This window comes from Geodermatophilus sp. SYSU D00700, assembly GCF_054050255.1.
Map to the genome: position 1 here is coordinate 11,277 of NZ_JBJGZA010000005.1, position 14,452 is coordinate 25,728.

Consider the following 14,452-nt stretch of genomic DNA (forward strand, 5'->3'; position numbering starts at 1 on the left):
CCGCAGGGTCCCGCCGCGAGCGTGCGAGCGGTGGGGGGCGGAGGGGTCCTTCGATCAGCCGGCGAGCTCGCCGGCCAGCTCGCCCTCGAAGGCCTCCTGGATGACCTCGGCGCCGCCGGGGACGTCGGCCGGCCGCAGGATGATGCTCTGCGTGCTCGGCGACACCCCGGTCTCGAAGCCCTCGATCGGCACGATCAGGCCCCCGGTGTCGACCTCCTGGAGCTCGTCGAAGGCAGCGCGGACGCCTTCACGGGTGAGATCACCGTTCTCGCAGGCCGCGTCGAGCACCTGGTTCATCACGTCGCCCATCGCGTAGCCGAAGATCGCGCCGAGGCTCGGCGTGGTGTTCGGGAAGGCCGACTGGTACTGCTCGAGCAGCTCGGGCTGGGCGTCCCACGACGTGACCGGCGAGGCGACGTACAGGTGGTCCTTGAGCCACTGCGCCGAGGGGCCCTGCAGCAGGCCCGGCGCGAACACCGGGTTGCTGCCCAGGATCGGGACGTCGAGGCCCTGGGCCTGGGCCACCGCGGCGACCGAGGCGGTCGCCGCCGGGCCGACGGTCAGCACGATGGCGTCGACCCCCTCGGCGGCGAACTGGGTGACCTGCGCGGACATGTCCTGGTCGGTGGACTTGATCTGCGCCGGGATGACGGTCAGCCCGCGCGCCTCCGCGACGGCCTCGCTGCCGGCCAGGCCGTTCTCGCCGTACTCGCCCTCGAAGTAGATGTGGCCGACTGTGGCGCCGTCCTGCAGCAGGCCCTGGTCGAACAGGTACTGGTAGCCGTTGGCGATCTCGACGTCGTAGGTGGCCCCCAGCACGCCGGTGCCGGGGATCTCGGTGAGCGTCCGCGCCCAGGCCGACGAGAAGTTGGTCATGACGTCGGACTCGAACTCCGGCGCCAGCGCGGTGTTGATCGGCGAGCCGATCGTCTGCTGCATCGCCAGGACGTTGGGCTCCATGGAGCTGTAGAGCTGCACGCCCGTCTGCGGCACGTAGCCGGTGTCCTGGACGTCGAGCTCGACGTCGTAGGTCTCGCAGACCTGGTTGTCCTGCCAGTACAGCGTGTTGCCGTTGGTGATGTCCTGGCCGAGCGCGGCGAAGGTGCCGGTCAGGTCGGTGAGCACGCCGAGCCGGATGGTGGTGCCGTCGACGCCGATGTCGGTGGCGACGTCCTCGCCGCCACCACCACCGCCGCCACCACCGCCGCCGCCGCTGTCCTCGGCCCGGGTGCTGCAGCCGCTGACCGCGACCACGGCGACGGCGGCCAGGACGGTGGCCCCCCGCAGACGCTTACCTGCTCTCATCTGGTGCTGCTCCCTTGCGCTGGTGGATCGGACGGGACGGTGGTGCCGGGGCCGGCGCCCGGGGAGGGGCCGCCGGACGAGCGCGGGGAGGCGCCCGGTGATCCGCGGCCGGGTCTGCGACCCCGGTGGCGGAAGCGGTTGGCGAACCCGACCAGGCCGCCGGGCTCGAAGAGGATGACCAGGACGATCGCCAGGCCGAACAGGTAGCGGGCGGCGATGCCGGCGGAGATCCCGCCCTCGCCCGGCGCGCTGACCAGCGGCAGGACGTCGGCGAACTGCTGGAACACCAGCGGCAGCGCGGTCACGAAGGCCGCGCCCAGCGCCGCGCCGGCCACCGAGCCCAGCCCGCCGAGCACGATCATCGCCAGGTAGAGGATCGAGACGGTCAGACCGAAGGACTCCGGCGCGATGCTGCCGATCGACAGCGCGTACATGACGCCCGAGAGGCCCGCGTACATCGAGCTGACGAGGAACACCCGCGCCTTGTAGGCCTGCACGTTCACGCCCATGACCGAGGCGGCGACCTCGCTGTCGCGCAGGGTCTGCAGCGCCCGGCCCGGCCGGCTGCGCAGCAGGTTGCGGGCGAAGACGTAGGCAGCCAGGGCCAGGACGATGCCCAGGTACCAGAGGCGCTCGGCCTCCCGGAAGGGCACGCCGAGGACGAACAGCTGCGGGTCGCTGTTGCCGAAGGTGAACCCGAACAGCGAGAACTCCGGCACCGAGCGGCCGTTGAACCCGCCGGTGACCGGGGTCCACGTGTTGAGGACGTGGACGCCGATGAACACCAGCCCGAGCGAGGCGACGCCGAGGTAGATGCCGCGCAGCCGCGCCGCGATCGGGCTGAACAGCAGCCCGGCGACGCCGGCGAGCAGGACGCCGACGACCATGCCGACGATCGGCGGCAGCTCCAGCCCGCGCAGCGAGGCCCGGGTGCCCAGCCCGCCGGACTCCCCCGAGATGTAGGTGTAGCTGACCGCGCCGACGGCGAGGAAGAACGCGTGCGCCAGCGACAGCTGCCCGGTGGTGCCGACCAGCAGGTTCAGCCCGATGGCGCCCACGATCGCCCCGGCGACGGCGAAGCCGGTGCGCAGCCAGAACTCCCCGACGTAGAGCGGGAGGACCAGCAGGACGACGAGGAAGGCCACCAGCAGCAGCGGCTTGAGGAACCGCATCGGCGACCGGCCGGCGCGGGACGCGTCGGCCGCCGTCGTCCTGCGGGTGGCGCCGGCCGGGGCGGAGAGGGTGTCAGACACGTGTCAGCTCCTTGGTCCCGAACAGCCCGGAGGGGCGGACCAGCAGCACGATGATCATGACGACGTAGGGGGCGACCTCGCCGAACCCGCGGCCGAGGAAGGACAGCTGCTCCTGGTAGCCGGCCGCCATCGCCTCGGTGATGCCGATGAGCAGCCCGCCCACCAGGGCGCCGCCGGTGGAGTCCAGGCCCCCGAGGATCGCCGCTGGGAAGGCGCGCAGCGCGACGGTGTAGGCCGCGGCGCTCACGCCCGGGGTCGGGGCGCCGACGAGGAACAGCGCGGCCACCGCGGCCAGCACGCCGGCCACGATCCAGGCCAGCGCCGAGACCCGGCCCTGCCGGATGCCCATGAGCGCCGCCGCCTCGCCGTCCTCGGCCGAGGCGCGCATGGCCACGCCCCAGCTGGAGTACTTGAAGGCGACGAAGAAGGCGATGATCAGGACCCCGGCGACGCCCATCGCGATCAGCCGGTTCTCGCTGATGCCGACGCCGCCGATGCGCACGGAGTCCCCGCCCCACGGGTGCGGGACGTTGAGGATGTCCGGGCCGATCCGCCGGATCAGCTCGGTGAGCAGGATGATGTCGACGCCGATGGTGACGATCGCCAGGCTGATCACCGGGGCGCCGCGCAGCCGGTTGATGACCAGCCGCTCGATGAGGAACGCCGCCACCGCGGTGACGAGGATCCCGACCAGCACCGCGGGCAGGAAGCCGATCGGGTCGGCGAGCCGGGCCATCGTGTAGGCGGCCAGCAGGAGCAGCGAGCCGTGGGTGAAGCTCACGACCTCGCTGGCCTTGAAGATGATCACGAAGCCCAGGGCGATGAGCGCGTAGATCGCGCCCAGCGAGATGCCGTTGAGCAGCAGGGACAGGAACTGGTTCACGGCCGGCTCCCCGGGGCGTCGGTGGACTGGGTGGGGTGGGTCGTGGAGGTGCGGGTCGGCGTGGGCCGGGCCGTGGTGGGCTGGGCCGCGGCGACGTGCCCGGCGGCGGCCTCCGCGGGGTCGACCTCGGAGCCCGAGCCGAGGTAGGCGCGGATGACCTCGGGGTCGGCCTGGACCTCCGCCGGCGTGCCGTCGGCGATCCGGCGGCCGAAGTCCAGGACGGTCACCCGGTCGGCCAGGGACATGACCATGCCCATGTCGTGCTCGACGAGGATGACCGAGATGCCGAGCGCCGAGCGGATCTCGCGGATGGCGTCGGCCATGCGGTCGGTCTCCTGGGCGTTCATCCCGGCGACCGGCTCGTCGAGCAGCAGCAGCCGCGGCTCGATGCACAGCGCCCGGGCCACCTCCACCCGCTTCTGGTCGCCGTAGGAGAGCACGCCCACGGGGGTGTGCAGCTTGGCGCCGAGGTCGAGGAACTCGGCGATCTCGCGGATCCGCTCGCCGTGCACCCGGCCCTCGCGGGTGGCCCGCGGCAGCCGCAGGCCGGAGGAGAGGAACCCCGCCCTGGTCAGGTGGTGGCGGCCGAGCATGAGGTTCTCGGCGACGGTCTGCGCACCCGACAGCGCGATGTTCTGGAACGCGCGGGCCACGCCGACGCCGGCGATCTGGAACGGCCGCATGGCGCTCAGCCGCGCGTCGCCGAACCGGACCTCCCCCGCGGTGGCCCGGTACACGCCGGACAGGACGTTGAACAGCGTCGACTTGCCTGCGCCGTTGGGCCCGATGACGGCGTGGATGGACCCCGGGACGACGGTGAAGGAGACGTCGTTGAGCGCCTTGATCGCGCCGAAGGCGACGCTGACGCCGTCGACCTCGACCGGCGGGACGTCGTCCCGCGTGGTCACCGGTGCGGCGCTCACGTCGTCCACCGCGACAGGGTCCGCAGGGGGGCGCGCTCGACGCGCTGCCCGGCCTCGGCCTCGCCGGTGTGGCCCAGGTAGAGCCGCTGCACCTCGTCGGTGGCCGCCAGCTCGCGGGCGTCGCCGGACAGCGAGACCTCCCCGACGTCGAGCACGTAGGCGCGGTCGGCGACGCCGAGGGCCATGGTCGCGTTCTGCTCCACCAGCAGCACCGACGTCCCCTGCCGGTTGATCTCGGCGATGACCTCGCCGATCTGGCCGATGACGCGCGGGGCCAGGCCGAGGGAGGGCTCGTCGAGCAGCAGCAGCTTGGGGCTGGCCATCAGGGCGCGGCCGATGGCCAGCATCTGCTGCTCGCCGCCGGAGAGCAGGCCGGCGCGCTGCCCGGCCCGCTCCCGCAGCACGGGGAACAGGTCGTGCACCCGGGCCACGGCCGAGGCCTTGGCGGCGCGGTCGCGGTTGCCCATGCCGCCGGCGCGCAGGTTCTCCTCGACGGTCAGCCGCCCGAAGATCCGCCGTCCCTCGGGGACCTGGACCACGCCCCGCCGCACGATCTGGCCGGCGTCGCGGCGGGTGAGGTCGGTGTCCTCGAAGCGGACGGTCCCCTCGTCGACGCGGCCGCGGTGCAGCCGCAGCGTCCCGGAGATGGTCCGCAGCAGGGTGCTCTTGCCCGCGCCGTTGCTCCCGAGGACCGCGACGACCGAGCCGTCGGGGACCTCCATCGACACGCCGCGGACGGCCTCGACCGCGCCGCCGTAGGTGACGCGCAGCGAGTCGATGCTCAGCACGGCGCAACCCGGGGTGATGTCGCCCACATGCGGCGGAACGATAGGGCGAAGGTCAAGGCCGGTCGCGCTGGAACCGCACGACTGTGACCACTCGGTGATACGAGTCCACGCCGTCCTGATTCCGGGGGGCAGGTCGTGTGCCCCGGCCACACGACCTGGGGCGGGTCTGCGGGTCCTGCCGACATTGTCCGGGGTCCGCGGCCGTGCCAGCACCGCCGGTGCCTCGACGCGAGGTGTCCGCGGCTGCTACACCCGGCTCCCCGGGACCGACGCCGGCAGAGGAGCCCCCGTGTTCGACCAGACGCTGACCGACACCATCGCCCAGGCCCGCCGGCACGCCCTCGGCGACCTGCTGCACCGCTCCGCCGCCCGCACCCCCGCCAAGCCCGCGCTGCGCTTCCGCGACCGCTCCTACACCTACGCCGAGCTCGACACCGTCGTCGACCGCACCGCCAACGCCCTCGCCGCGCGCGGCGTCGGCCGGGGCGACCGGATCGCGCTGCTCTCCCACAACGACGACGGCTACGTCGTGCTGGTGTTCGCCCTCGCCCGCCTGGGCGCCGTCGCCGTCCCGGTGAACTTCATGCTGCAGGCCGGCGAGGTCGGCTACATCCTCGGCCACTCCGGAGCCGTGGGCGTCGTCGCGGAGCACGCGCTGCTGCCGGTGGCGCAGGCGGCGATCGAGCAGGCCGGGCGGACCCCGGAGGTCCGCGTCCGCGGCGTCCTGGGCAGCGGCGGCGGGCCGCTGCCCGAGGGCTGGGAGCCCTTCGAGACGTGGGCGGCGCACGAGGACGCCACTCCCCCGCAGGTGCCGGTCGCCGACGACGACGTCCTGCAGCTGATGTACACCAGCGGCACCGAGTCGCGGCCCAAGGGCGTGGTGATGACCAGCCGCAGCCTGGTCACCCAGTACGTCAGCTGCATCGTCGACGGCCGGTACTCCGCCGACGACGTCGCGCTGCACGCGCTGCCGCTGTTCCACGTCGCCGCACAGCACTGCTTCCTCAACCCGAACCTCTACCTGGGCGGCAGCAACGTGGTGCTCGACGGCCCCGACCCCGCGACCGTCCTGGAGACGATCGAGCGGGAGCGGATCACCAGCCTGTTCTGCCCGCCGACGGTGTGGATCGGCCTGCTGCGGCACCCCGACCTCGACGAGCGCGACCTGTCCTCGCTGGCCAAGGGCTACTACGGCGCGTCGATCATGCCGGTGGCCGTGGTCGAGGAGCTGCGCCGGCGGCTGCCGGGCATGGCGCTGTTCAACTTCTACGGGCAGACCGAGATGTCCGCGCTGGCCCTGGTCCTGTCCCCGGAGGACCAGCTGCGCCGACCCGGGTCGGCCGGTACCGCGGTGATCAACAGCGAGACGCGGCTGGTCGACGACCTCGGCCGCCCGGTGGGCCCCGGCGTCGAGGGCGAGATCGTGCACCGCAGCCCGCACGCGACCGCCGGCTACTGGAACGACCCGGACAAGACCGCCGAGGCCTTCCGCGACGGCTGGTTCCACAGCGGCGACCTCGGCGTCATGGACGCCGACGGCTACATCACGATCGTCGACCGCAAGAAGGACGTCATCAAGACCGGCGGGGAGAACGTGGCCAGCCGCGAGGTCGAGGAGGTGCTCTACCAGCACCCGGCGGTCGCCGAGGTCGCCGTCTTCGGCATCCCGCACCCGCGGTGGATCGAGGCCGTGGCCGCCGTGGTGGTCCCCCGGGAGGGGCAGCGGGCCGAGCCCGCGGAGCTGGTCGCCTTCTGCCGGGAGCGGCTGGCCGGGTTCAAGACGCCACGGCACGTCGTGGTCGCCGACGCGCTGCCCAAGAACGCCAGCGGCAAGATCCTCAAGCGCGAGCTGCGGACGGCACACGCCGACCTGGCCGGCGAGCAGGAGGCCGGCTGAGCGCGACCCCGGCCGGCCGGGACCGTCGGTGCCGGCGGGCAGGATCGGCGGCGTGCCCGCCTTCTTCCTCCCCCGCGCCACCGACGACGACCAGGCCGAGCGGCTCTACGAGGCACTCGCCGAGTTCGCCGGCTGCGAGCCCGCGCCGCCCGGCGGGCGGGTCCGGTCGATCGGCTTCGAGCAGGACGGCGCCCGGTGGGTGGCCGAGGTCGGCGAGGAGCTGCGCGGGCACCGGACCACGTCGTTCCTGCGGCGCGGCGAGCTCGTCGAGCACACCGAGACGCTGACCGACCCCGCGCGGGTGCTCGCCGTCTACCCGGGCACCCCGCACGTCGTCGTCACCGACGCCCAGCCGATCACCGGCACCGCCTCGCGGTGGGCCAACCCCTTCTCCGCGCAGCCCGACGAGGTGGTGCTGTTCGACGCCGGGTGAGGGCGCCGCTCAGTCCTCGACGCGGAAGCCGATCTTCATGGCCACCTGGACGTGGGCCACCTCGCCGTCGACCACCTGACCGCGGACCTCCTGGACCTCGAACCACTCGATGTGGCGCACCGTCTGCGCCGCCTTGGCGATGCCGGTGCGGATGGCGTCGTCGACGCCGACCGGGCTGCTGCCCACGATCTCGCTGAGCCGGTAGACGTGGTTGCTCATGTCGGCCTCCTGACCTGCGGACCCCGGGCCGAGCCTCCCGCCCGGACGGGTGGATGTCACATCCGCGGGGCCGGCGGTGCTGTAGGGATGTGGACGTCGTGAGGCAGGCGCCGGTGACCGCGCTCGGGACCGCCGTGGCGCGCGGGACCGCCCGCGGGCGCCCGGGTCGGAGGGACGGTGCCGTGGCAGGCGAGCGGGGCGCCGTCCGGGCCGACCTCGAGCAGGTGTTCCGCGCCGGCTACCCCGCCGTGGTCGCCGTCGCTGCGCGGGTGCTCGGCTCGCGGGACGAGGCCGAGGACGTCGCGCAGGAGGTGTTCCTCTCCTTCGCCCGCTCCGCGGTGCCCGCCGCCGAGGCCCCGGGCTGGCTCGCCGTCGCCGCCGCCCACACCGCGCTCAACCACCTCCGCTCGGGCCGCCGCCGCGCGGCCCGGGAGGAGGCCGCCTCCGACGGCCACCGGCCCGTCCCCGACGTGGCCGACGACGTCCTGCTCCGCGAGGAGCGCAGCCGCGTGCGGGCCGCGCTGGCCCGGCTGCCCCGCCGGCAGGCCGTCGCCCTCGTCCTGCGCCACAGCGGCCTGTCCTACGCCGACGTGGCCGCCGCCCTCGACCTCTCCCCCGGCAGCGTCGGCACCACCGTGCGGCGCGCCGAGTCCGCCCTTCGCGAGGAGTTGACCCGCAGTGCCCCTGTTGCCTGAGCGCCTGTCCGCCGACCGTCATCCCGCCGACGGCACGCTGCGCCGCCTGCTCGACGAGCCCGCCGGCGTCACCGACGCCGACCGCGCGCACGTCGCCGGCTGCGCGGTCTGCCTGCGCGGCCTGGCCGACGTCCGCGCCGACGCCCTGACCGCCGCCGACGCCATGACCGCCGGTGCCACGCCGGCCGCGCCCGACGTCGACGCGGCGTGGCGGCGGCTCTCGGCCGCGGTCGACGCCGAGGCCCGCGGCCGCGCGCCCGCGCCCGCCCCGGCCCGGTCCGGCCGGTGGCGCACCGCGCTGCGCAGTCCCGTCGTCGCCGCGTTCGGCGTGGTCGTCGTCCTCGGCGGCGCCGGGGCGGCCGCCGCCGCCGACTGGCTGGACGTGTTCCGCACCGAGGAGGTCGCCGCCGTCGAGGTGAGCAGCACCGACCTCGTCGCCCTGCCCGACCTGTCCGCCTACGGCGACCTCGTCGTCGTCTCCGACCCCGACGTCCGGGAGGTCCCCGACGCGGACGCCGCGGAGGAGGCCACCGGGCTGGAGGCCCCGGAGGTCGGGGTGCTGCCCGCCGGGGTGACCGGCGAGCCGCGCTACACCGTCGGCGGGCAGGCGGTCGCCGAGTTCACCTTCTCCGCCGACCGGGCCGCGCAGGCCGCCGCCGCGGCCGGCGAGACGCTGCCGCCCCCGCCGGCCGGGCTCGACGGCGCCACGTTCCGGCTGGAGGCCGGCCCCGGGGTGGCCGCGGTGTGGTCGGAGGCCCGCGGGGTGCCGGCGCTGGTCGTCGGCCGGGTCACCGCGCCCACCGCGTTCTCCTCCGGCGTGCCGTTCGCCGAGGCCCGCGACTACCTGTTGTCCCTGCCCGGCTTCCCCGACGACCTCGCCGCGCAGCTGCGGACCTTCGACGGCGACGGCGGCACGCTGCCGCTGCCGGTGCCCGCCGAGCTGGCCACCTCGTCGACCGCCGAGGTCGACGGCGCCCCGGCCACCGTGCTGGCCAGCCGCGACGGCACCCTCACCGGCGTCGTCTGGGTCGAGGACGGCCTGGTCACCGCGGTCGCCGGCTCGCTGAGCGAGGACGAGGTCCTCGCCGTCGCCGGGGACCTCGGCTGACCACCGGCTCCCCCGCCGCCGCCGGGGACGTGCGGCAGCTGCTCGAGCAGCTGCCGCCGTCCCCGGCGGTGTGGTGCTCGGGACTGCGCAAGCGGTACGGCCGGCGCACGGCGGTCGACGGCGTCTCGTTCACCGTCGGCCGCGGCGAGGTCGTCGGCCTGCTCGGCCCCAACGGCGCGGGCAAGACCAGCGTCATCAAGATGCTGCTCGGCCTGGTCCGGCCCGACGCCGGCGAGGTGCTGCTCCTGGGCCGGCCCGGGCGCGACCCGCGGGCCCGCGAGCGGGTCGGGTACCTGCCCGAGCTGTTCCGCTACCAGCCGTGGCTGACCGCGGCGGAGGTGCTGGCGCTGCACGTGCGGCTGGCCGGCGCGCCGGTGCCGCGGGAGGGCCGGCGGGAGGTGCTGGCCCGGGTCGGGCTCGCCGAGCGGGCCGGTGACCGGGTGGGCGGCTTCTCCAAGGGCATGCAGCAGCGGCTGGGGCTCGCGGTGGCGCTGGTCGCCCGCCCGGAGCTCGTCGTGCTCGACGAGCCGACCAGCGCGCTGGACCCGCTCGGCCGGGTCGACGTGCGCGACATCGTGCTGTCCCTCAAGGACGACGGCGTCGCGGTGCTGCTCAACTCCCACCTCATCGGCGAGGTGGAGCGGGTGTGCGACCGGGTGGTGATCCTCGACCGCGGGCGGGTGGCCGCGGCGGGCACGCTCGCCGAGCTGCTCGGCCGGCGGGAGCTGCGGCTGCGCCTGACCGGGCTCACCCCGGCCGCCGAGGCGCGGCTGGCCGCGACCGGCGCCACCACCCGCACCGGCGAGGACCTCACCGTCGCCCTGCCCGCCGACGACGACGGGACCACGGTGCCCGGCCTGGTCGCCGACCTGGTCGGCCTCGGGGTGCGGGTGCACGCGGTCGAGCCGGTGCGGATCAGCCTCGAGGAGCGGCTGCTGGGCATCCTGCGGGAGGAGCGCACGTGACCGAGCTCGCGAGGTCACGCGTCAGCGCAGCACCGCCCGTCGCCATGCCGACGAGCGCCGGCGAGGAGGCATCGTGACGGTCCTGACCTTCGCCGCGCTGACGCTGCGCGAGGCCGCCCGCCGCAAGGTGCTGCGGGCCCTCGGGGCGCTGACCGTGGCGCTGCTGGCCCTGTCGGCCTGGGGCTTCTCCCGGCTCGCGACGGTCGACCCCGAGTTCGGCGCGCTGACCAGCGGCGAGGCCCGGCTGTTCGCCTCCCAGCTGCTCAACCTGGTGATGTTCGGCTACAGCCTCATCGCCGCGCTGGGCACCGCGTTCCTCGCCGGCCCGACGCTGTCCGGGGAGGTCGAGTCCGGCCAGGCGCTGGCGGTGCTGGCCCGGCCGGTGCGCCGCGCCACCGTGCTGGCGGGCAAGTGGCTCGGCCTGGTCGCCTTCGGCACCGGCTACGTCGCCGTCGCCGGGTTCGCGCAGTTCCTCGTGGTCCGGTGGGCCGTGGACTACTGGCCGCCCGACCCGGTCACCGGGCTGCTGCTGCTCGCCGCGCAGACCACGGTGCTGATGACGCTCGCGCTGCTGCTGGCCACCGCGATCTCCCCCATGGCCTCGGGCATCGTCGCCGTCGGCCTGTTCGGCGCCACCTGGGTGGCCGGGGTCGTGGGCAGCGTCGGGGAGGTCATCGGCAACGACGGCGTCGCCCGGGTCGGTGAGGTCTCGCGGATGCTGCTGCCCACCGACGGGCTCTGGCGGGGTGCCATGCACGCCTTCCAGGACGCCACCGCCCCGGCCGCCTTCGGCTTCGAGGGCTCGCCGTTCCTCTCCATCGCCCCGCTGAGCCCGGCCTACCTGGCCTGGGTGGTGGTCTGGCTGCTGCTCATCGGCGGGCTGGCCGCGCTGTCCTTCTCCCGCCGCGACGTCTGAGGCCCCGGGGTCAGGGACCGAAGAACAGCCGGACCGCGGTGCCGCACGGGCCGGTGCGGACGGCGGCGTCGTCGGCCAGGCTCCACGCCAGCCACATCCCCTTGCCCTCGAGCGGGTCGGGCGGCACGTAGCCGAGCGTCTCGTCGGGCAGGCCGGGCCCGGCGTCGGACACCTCGACGACGAAGGCGTCCCCGTCGGGCCACGTCGCCAGCGTGGCGAACGGCGCCACGCGCAGCGCGTTGACCACCAGCTCGTGGGCGGCCGCGACGACGTCGCCGAGCCGGGCGCGGCGGTCGGCGGGCAGCGTGACGCTCAGCGCGCGGCGCGCCTGCACCGGCGCGGTCACCGTGGTGACGGCGGCGCCGGCGGGACGGGCGGTCCAGGGGCGCTGCAGCGCGCGGAGCAGGCGCACGGGGTCCTCGTACGCCGGCTGCGGCGCGGGCGCGGTGCCGTCCCAGGTGAGCGGGTGGGACCGCGCCACGGTCGTCAGCACGTCGCCGGGCACGCGCCGGGCGTCGTGCAGGCAGAGGCTGTAGTACGGCATGGCGTCGAAGCAGAGGTTGGCGACCGCCTCGAAGCGGCTCCACTCCCGCCCGTCGTCGCGGGTGAGCCACACCGGCTCGGCGGCCAGCCGCCAGCTCGGCGCGCCGGCCCGCAGCTCGCGCAGGTCGCGGGCGTAGGCCAGCAGCGTGCCGTGGCCACCGCGCCACCAGGTCTCGGCGGCGGCGAAGGTCGCCAGCCGGCCCAGGTCGGCGCCCAGGTGGGCGGCGAGGAGGGAGCGGACCCGCCGGCCGGCCACGACGAGCACCGGCTCCTCCCGGCGGAAGCCCTCGAGGACGAAGGGCACCACCCGCTCGACGAGCTGGGTGTCGTCGGAGAACACGAACCCCTCGTGCGCGAGGGAGGTCCCGTCCCAGCCGCCGGTGGGACGCAGCAGGGCCGTCACCGCTCCTCCTCGAGGAGGTCGAACAGGTCCAGGCAGCGGCGCAGGTGCCGGCCGGTCCCGGTCAGCCGGAGGGCCGTGCCCCGCCCGGCCAGCTCGTCCCGCGCACCGGAGAGCGCCCGTGCGCCGGCCACGTCGAGGAACCCCAGGTCGGAGAGGTCGAGCACCAGCTCCCCGGGGACGGGGCCGGCCGTGCCGAGGACGGTGTCGACGAGGGCGGTCCGCACGGCGGCGGCCTCGGTGAGGTCGACCTCGCCGCGCAGGGCCGGCTGCGGGCCCCGGCCGGACAGGTGGGCCAGCGGCTCGCGGTCCCCCATGTGCTGCACCGGGTGGAGGACGGCGACCGGCGCGATGACCTCCGCGCCCAGTGACGCGTCGTAGAGGCAGGCCGCGGTCATGGGGACCGCCCCCATGAGCTCGTCGGCGAGCCGCTCGTAGGCGTGCAGCAGACGGCGGCCCGGGGGCCCGCAGCGCAGCAGACCGGTCACGTCGGCGGCCACGCGCAGGCCGGTGCGCCCGCCGTCGAGCGCGGCCTGCACCGTGACGCGGTAGCGCTCGGCCTGCTCCTCGGGCACCAGGCCGCCTCCGGCCGCGTAGGCGTCCGCGGTGGTCTGCACGTCGAGCCGGCCGTCGGCGAGGAGGTCGTCGCGCTGCGGCAGGCCGGCGAGGACGTCGAGCAGGGCCGGCCGGGACGCCCCCACCAGCAGCAGCTGCTCCCCGCGCCGGCGGCCCTCGTCGAAGTAGGGCACGACCGCCCCTGCGAGGTCGGCGTCGTCGGTGAAGGTCCAGCAGACGTGGTCACCCGGCCGGAGGCCGGTCAGGGAGCGGAGCCCCCGAGGAGCCGTCACGGCGGGGACGCTACCGGCGGGAGCGCCCGGTGTCAGGGCCCCGGCGCAGGGACCCGGCCCCGCCCGGTGGACCGGGTTCCGACGTCCGCCCCGGAGCGAGAGGTACCGTGTGGAACCGCGCTCGTGCCGGACCCCGTGAGAGGGCGGTCCTCCCGCGTCGGCGAGGGACGGGTGCACGTACTCGTCACAGGTCGACCGTCGGGGAGTCCACGGGTGTCAGCTGCGCGCACGGGCGGAGGGCAGGGAACTGCCGGGCGCTACGTGCACGACGCGTTCCTGTACGACGACCCCACCCAGCTCGCCGACGTGGCCGCGCGCTTCCTCGGGGAGGGCCTCGCCGCGGGTGAGGCGGCGGTGGTGGCCACCGGCCCCCGGACCACGGGGATGATCCGGGACGCGCTCGACGACCACCCGCACCTGCGCGTCCTCGACCGGTCGGAGGTCTACCGGGGCCGCACGCCGGCCGTCATCACCTCGCTGCGCCGGCTGGCCGACCGCTGCGCCGCCGACGGCGTGGACCGGATCCGGGTCGTCGGGGAGACCGACTTCGGCACCACCGAGCAGGACCGCTACGAGTGGCAGCGCTACGAGGCGGTGGTCAACGTCGCCCTGGCCGACCGGCCGCTGTGGGGCCTGTGCGTGTTCGACGCCCGGCGGCTGCCCGAGCCGGTGCTGGAGTCGGCCCGCCGCACCCATCCGCACCTGGTCACCGCGGCCGGCCGCACGGCCAACCCCGGGTACGTCGACCCGGCCGCCTTCCTGCGCGACCTGCCGGCGCCGCCGGAGCCGCTCGAGCAGAGCCGGCCCCGGCTGGTGGCCCGCGACGTCACCGACTTCATCGGCCTGCGACACGCCGTCGCCGCCGAGCTGGCCACCCTGGACGGCCCGCAGGAGACCGTCGAGGACCTCCTGCTCGCCGTCGACGAGATGACCTCCAACGCCGTCCGGCACGGCCGGCCCCCGGTGGACCTGGAGCTGTGGACCGACCGCGAGCGGGTGGTCTGCCGCATCACCGACCGCGGTCCCGGGCCGGCGGACCCCTACGCCGGGTACGGCCCGGCCCACGGCGAGGACCTCTCCCGCGGCGGCATGGGCCTGTGGCTGGCGCGCCAGCTCTGCGACCACGTCCACGTGGCGCGCACCGCCACGGGCACGTCGGTGCGCCTGGTGACGCGCCTGCGCTGACCGCCGGCGGACCCCCGGACGGCAGCAGGCCCCCGGCGGGACCGCTCCCGCCGGGGGCCTGCTCGTGTGCTCCCGGTTCCCGCCCGGGGGG

Annotated in this window: 15 protein-coding genes; 7 read left to right on the forward strand and 8 right to left on the reverse strand. The window is 75.4% G+C overall.

Features of this window, described 5'->3' with window-relative positions; all coding sequences use genetic code 11:
- Window positions 1–54 precede the first annotated feature (54 nt).
- The 5 genes from ACI79V_RS05695 to ACI79V_RS05715 are packed head-to-tail and all read right to left on the reverse strand — an operon-like array spanning window position 55 to window position 5,152.
- The gene (locus tag ACI79V_RS05695; RefSeq protein WP_456887457.1) at window positions 55–1,305 is read right to left on the reverse strand and encodes an ABC transporter substrate-binding protein; all 1,251 of its coding nucleotides are present in this window, start codon (window positions 1,303–1,305) and stop codon (window positions 55–57) included.
- A complete protein-coding gene (locus ACI79V_RS05700; RefSeq protein ID WP_456887458.1) occupies window positions 1,302–2,558 on the reverse strand; it encodes a branched-chain amino acid ABC transporter permease in 1,257 nt (418 codons plus the stop codon). Before ACI79V_RS05700 ends, ACI79V_RS05695 begins: the two co-directional genes overlap by 4 nt.
- The gene (locus ACI79V_RS05705) at window positions 2,551–3,441 is read right to left on the reverse strand and encodes a branched-chain amino acid ABC transporter permease (protein ID WP_456887459.1); all 891 of its coding nucleotides are present in this window, start codon (window positions 3,439–3,441) and stop codon (window positions 2,551–2,553) included. Before ACI79V_RS05705 ends, ACI79V_RS05700 begins: the two co-directional genes overlap by 8 nt.
- A complete protein-coding gene (locus ACI79V_RS05710) occupies window positions 3,438–4,373 on the reverse strand; it encodes an ABC transporter ATP-binding protein (RefSeq protein ID WP_456887460.1) in 936 nt (311 codons plus the stop codon). The genes ACI79V_RS05705 and ACI79V_RS05710 overlap by 4 nt, the downstream gene beginning before the upstream one ends.
- Window positions 4,361–5,152: an ABC transporter ATP-binding protein gene (locus tag ACI79V_RS05715; protein WP_456887461.1), complete on the reverse strand. Its 792-nt coding sequence runs from the start codon at window positions 5,150–5,152 to the stop codon at window positions 4,361–4,363. The genes ACI79V_RS05710 and ACI79V_RS05715 overlap by 13 nt, the downstream gene beginning before the upstream one ends.
- A gap of 289 nt (window positions 5,153–5,441) precedes the next feature.
- Here ACI79V_RS05715 and ACI79V_RS05720 point away from each other — a divergent pair, with 289 nt between their 5' ends.
- A complete protein-coding gene (locus ACI79V_RS05720) occupies window positions 5,442–7,049 on the forward strand; it encodes an acyl-CoA synthetase (protein ID WP_456887462.1) in 1,608 nt (535 codons plus the stop codon).
- A 52-nt stretch (window positions 7,050–7,101) separates the two neighbouring features.
- Window positions 7,102–7,482 carry a hypothetical protein gene (locus ACI79V_RS05725; protein ID WP_456887463.1) on the forward strand — a complete coding sequence of 127 codons (381 nt, stop codon included), beginning with the start codon at window positions 7,102–7,104 and terminating at the stop codon, window positions 7,480–7,482.
- Between the two features lie 9 nt (window positions 7,483–7,491).
- On the opposite strand, the gene ACI79V_RS05730 is transcribed toward ACI79V_RS05725, so the two are convergent.
- Window positions 7,492–7,701 (reverse strand): dodecin, encoded by a 210-nt coding sequence (locus tag ACI79V_RS05730; RefSeq protein ID WP_456877286.1) that lies wholly within the window; start codon window positions 7,699–7,701, stop codon window positions 7,492–7,494.
- Window positions 7,702–7,883: 182 nt separating this feature from the next.
- Here ACI79V_RS05730 and ACI79V_RS05735 point away from each other — a divergent pair, with 182 nt between their 5' ends.
- The 4 genes from ACI79V_RS05735 (at window position 7,884) to ACI79V_RS05750 (ending at window position 11,385) form a co-directional block, all read left to right on the forward strand.
- Window positions 7,884–8,396 carry a sigma-70 family RNA polymerase sigma factor gene (locus tag ACI79V_RS05735; protein WP_456877287.1) on the forward strand — a complete coding sequence of 171 codons (513 nt, stop codon included), beginning with the start codon at window positions 7,884–7,886 and terminating at the stop codon, window positions 8,394–8,396.
- Window positions 8,380–9,504, forward strand: coding sequence for a hypothetical protein (locus ACI79V_RS05740; RefSeq protein ID WP_456887464.1), 1,125 nt, complete (start codon window positions 8,380–8,382; stop codon window positions 9,502–9,504). Before ACI79V_RS05735 ends, ACI79V_RS05740 begins: the two co-directional genes overlap by 17 nt.
- Before the next feature lie 29 nt (window positions 9,505–9,533).
- Window positions 9,534–10,469: an ABC transporter ATP-binding protein gene (locus ACI79V_RS05745; RefSeq protein WP_456887465.1), complete on the forward strand. Its 936-nt coding sequence runs from the start codon at window positions 9,534–9,536 to the stop codon at window positions 10,467–10,469.
- Window positions 10,470–10,542: 73 nt separating this feature from the next.
- A complete protein-coding gene (locus ACI79V_RS05750; RefSeq protein WP_456887466.1) occupies window positions 10,543–11,385 on the forward strand; it encodes an ABC transporter permease in 843 nt (280 codons plus the stop codon).
- Between the two features lie 10 nt (window positions 11,386–11,395).
- Here the strand turns inward: ACI79V_RS05750 and ACI79V_RS05755 are convergent, their stop codons facing one another.
- Together ACI79V_RS05755 and ACI79V_RS05760 are read right to left on the reverse strand one after the other, a co-directional pair.
- A complete protein-coding gene (locus ACI79V_RS05755) occupies window positions 11,396–12,331 on the reverse strand; it encodes an anti-sigma factor RsbA family regulatory protein (protein ID WP_456887467.1) in 936 nt (311 codons plus the stop codon).
- A complete protein-coding gene (locus tag ACI79V_RS05760) occupies window positions 12,328–13,176 on the reverse strand; it encodes an MEDS domain-containing protein (protein ID WP_456887468.1) in 849 nt (282 codons plus the stop codon). Before ACI79V_RS05760 ends, ACI79V_RS05755 begins: the two co-directional genes overlap by 4 nt.
- Before the next feature lie 261 nt (window positions 13,177–13,437).
- On the opposite strand from ACI79V_RS05760, the gene ACI79V_RS05765 reads away from it, so the two are divergent.
- Window positions 13,438–14,361: an anti-sigma factor RsbA family regulatory protein gene (locus ACI79V_RS05765; RefSeq protein ID WP_456887469.1), complete on the forward strand. Its 924-nt coding sequence runs from the start codon at window positions 13,438–13,440 to the stop codon at window positions 14,359–14,361.
- Window positions 14,362–14,452: the final 91 nt, after the last annotated feature.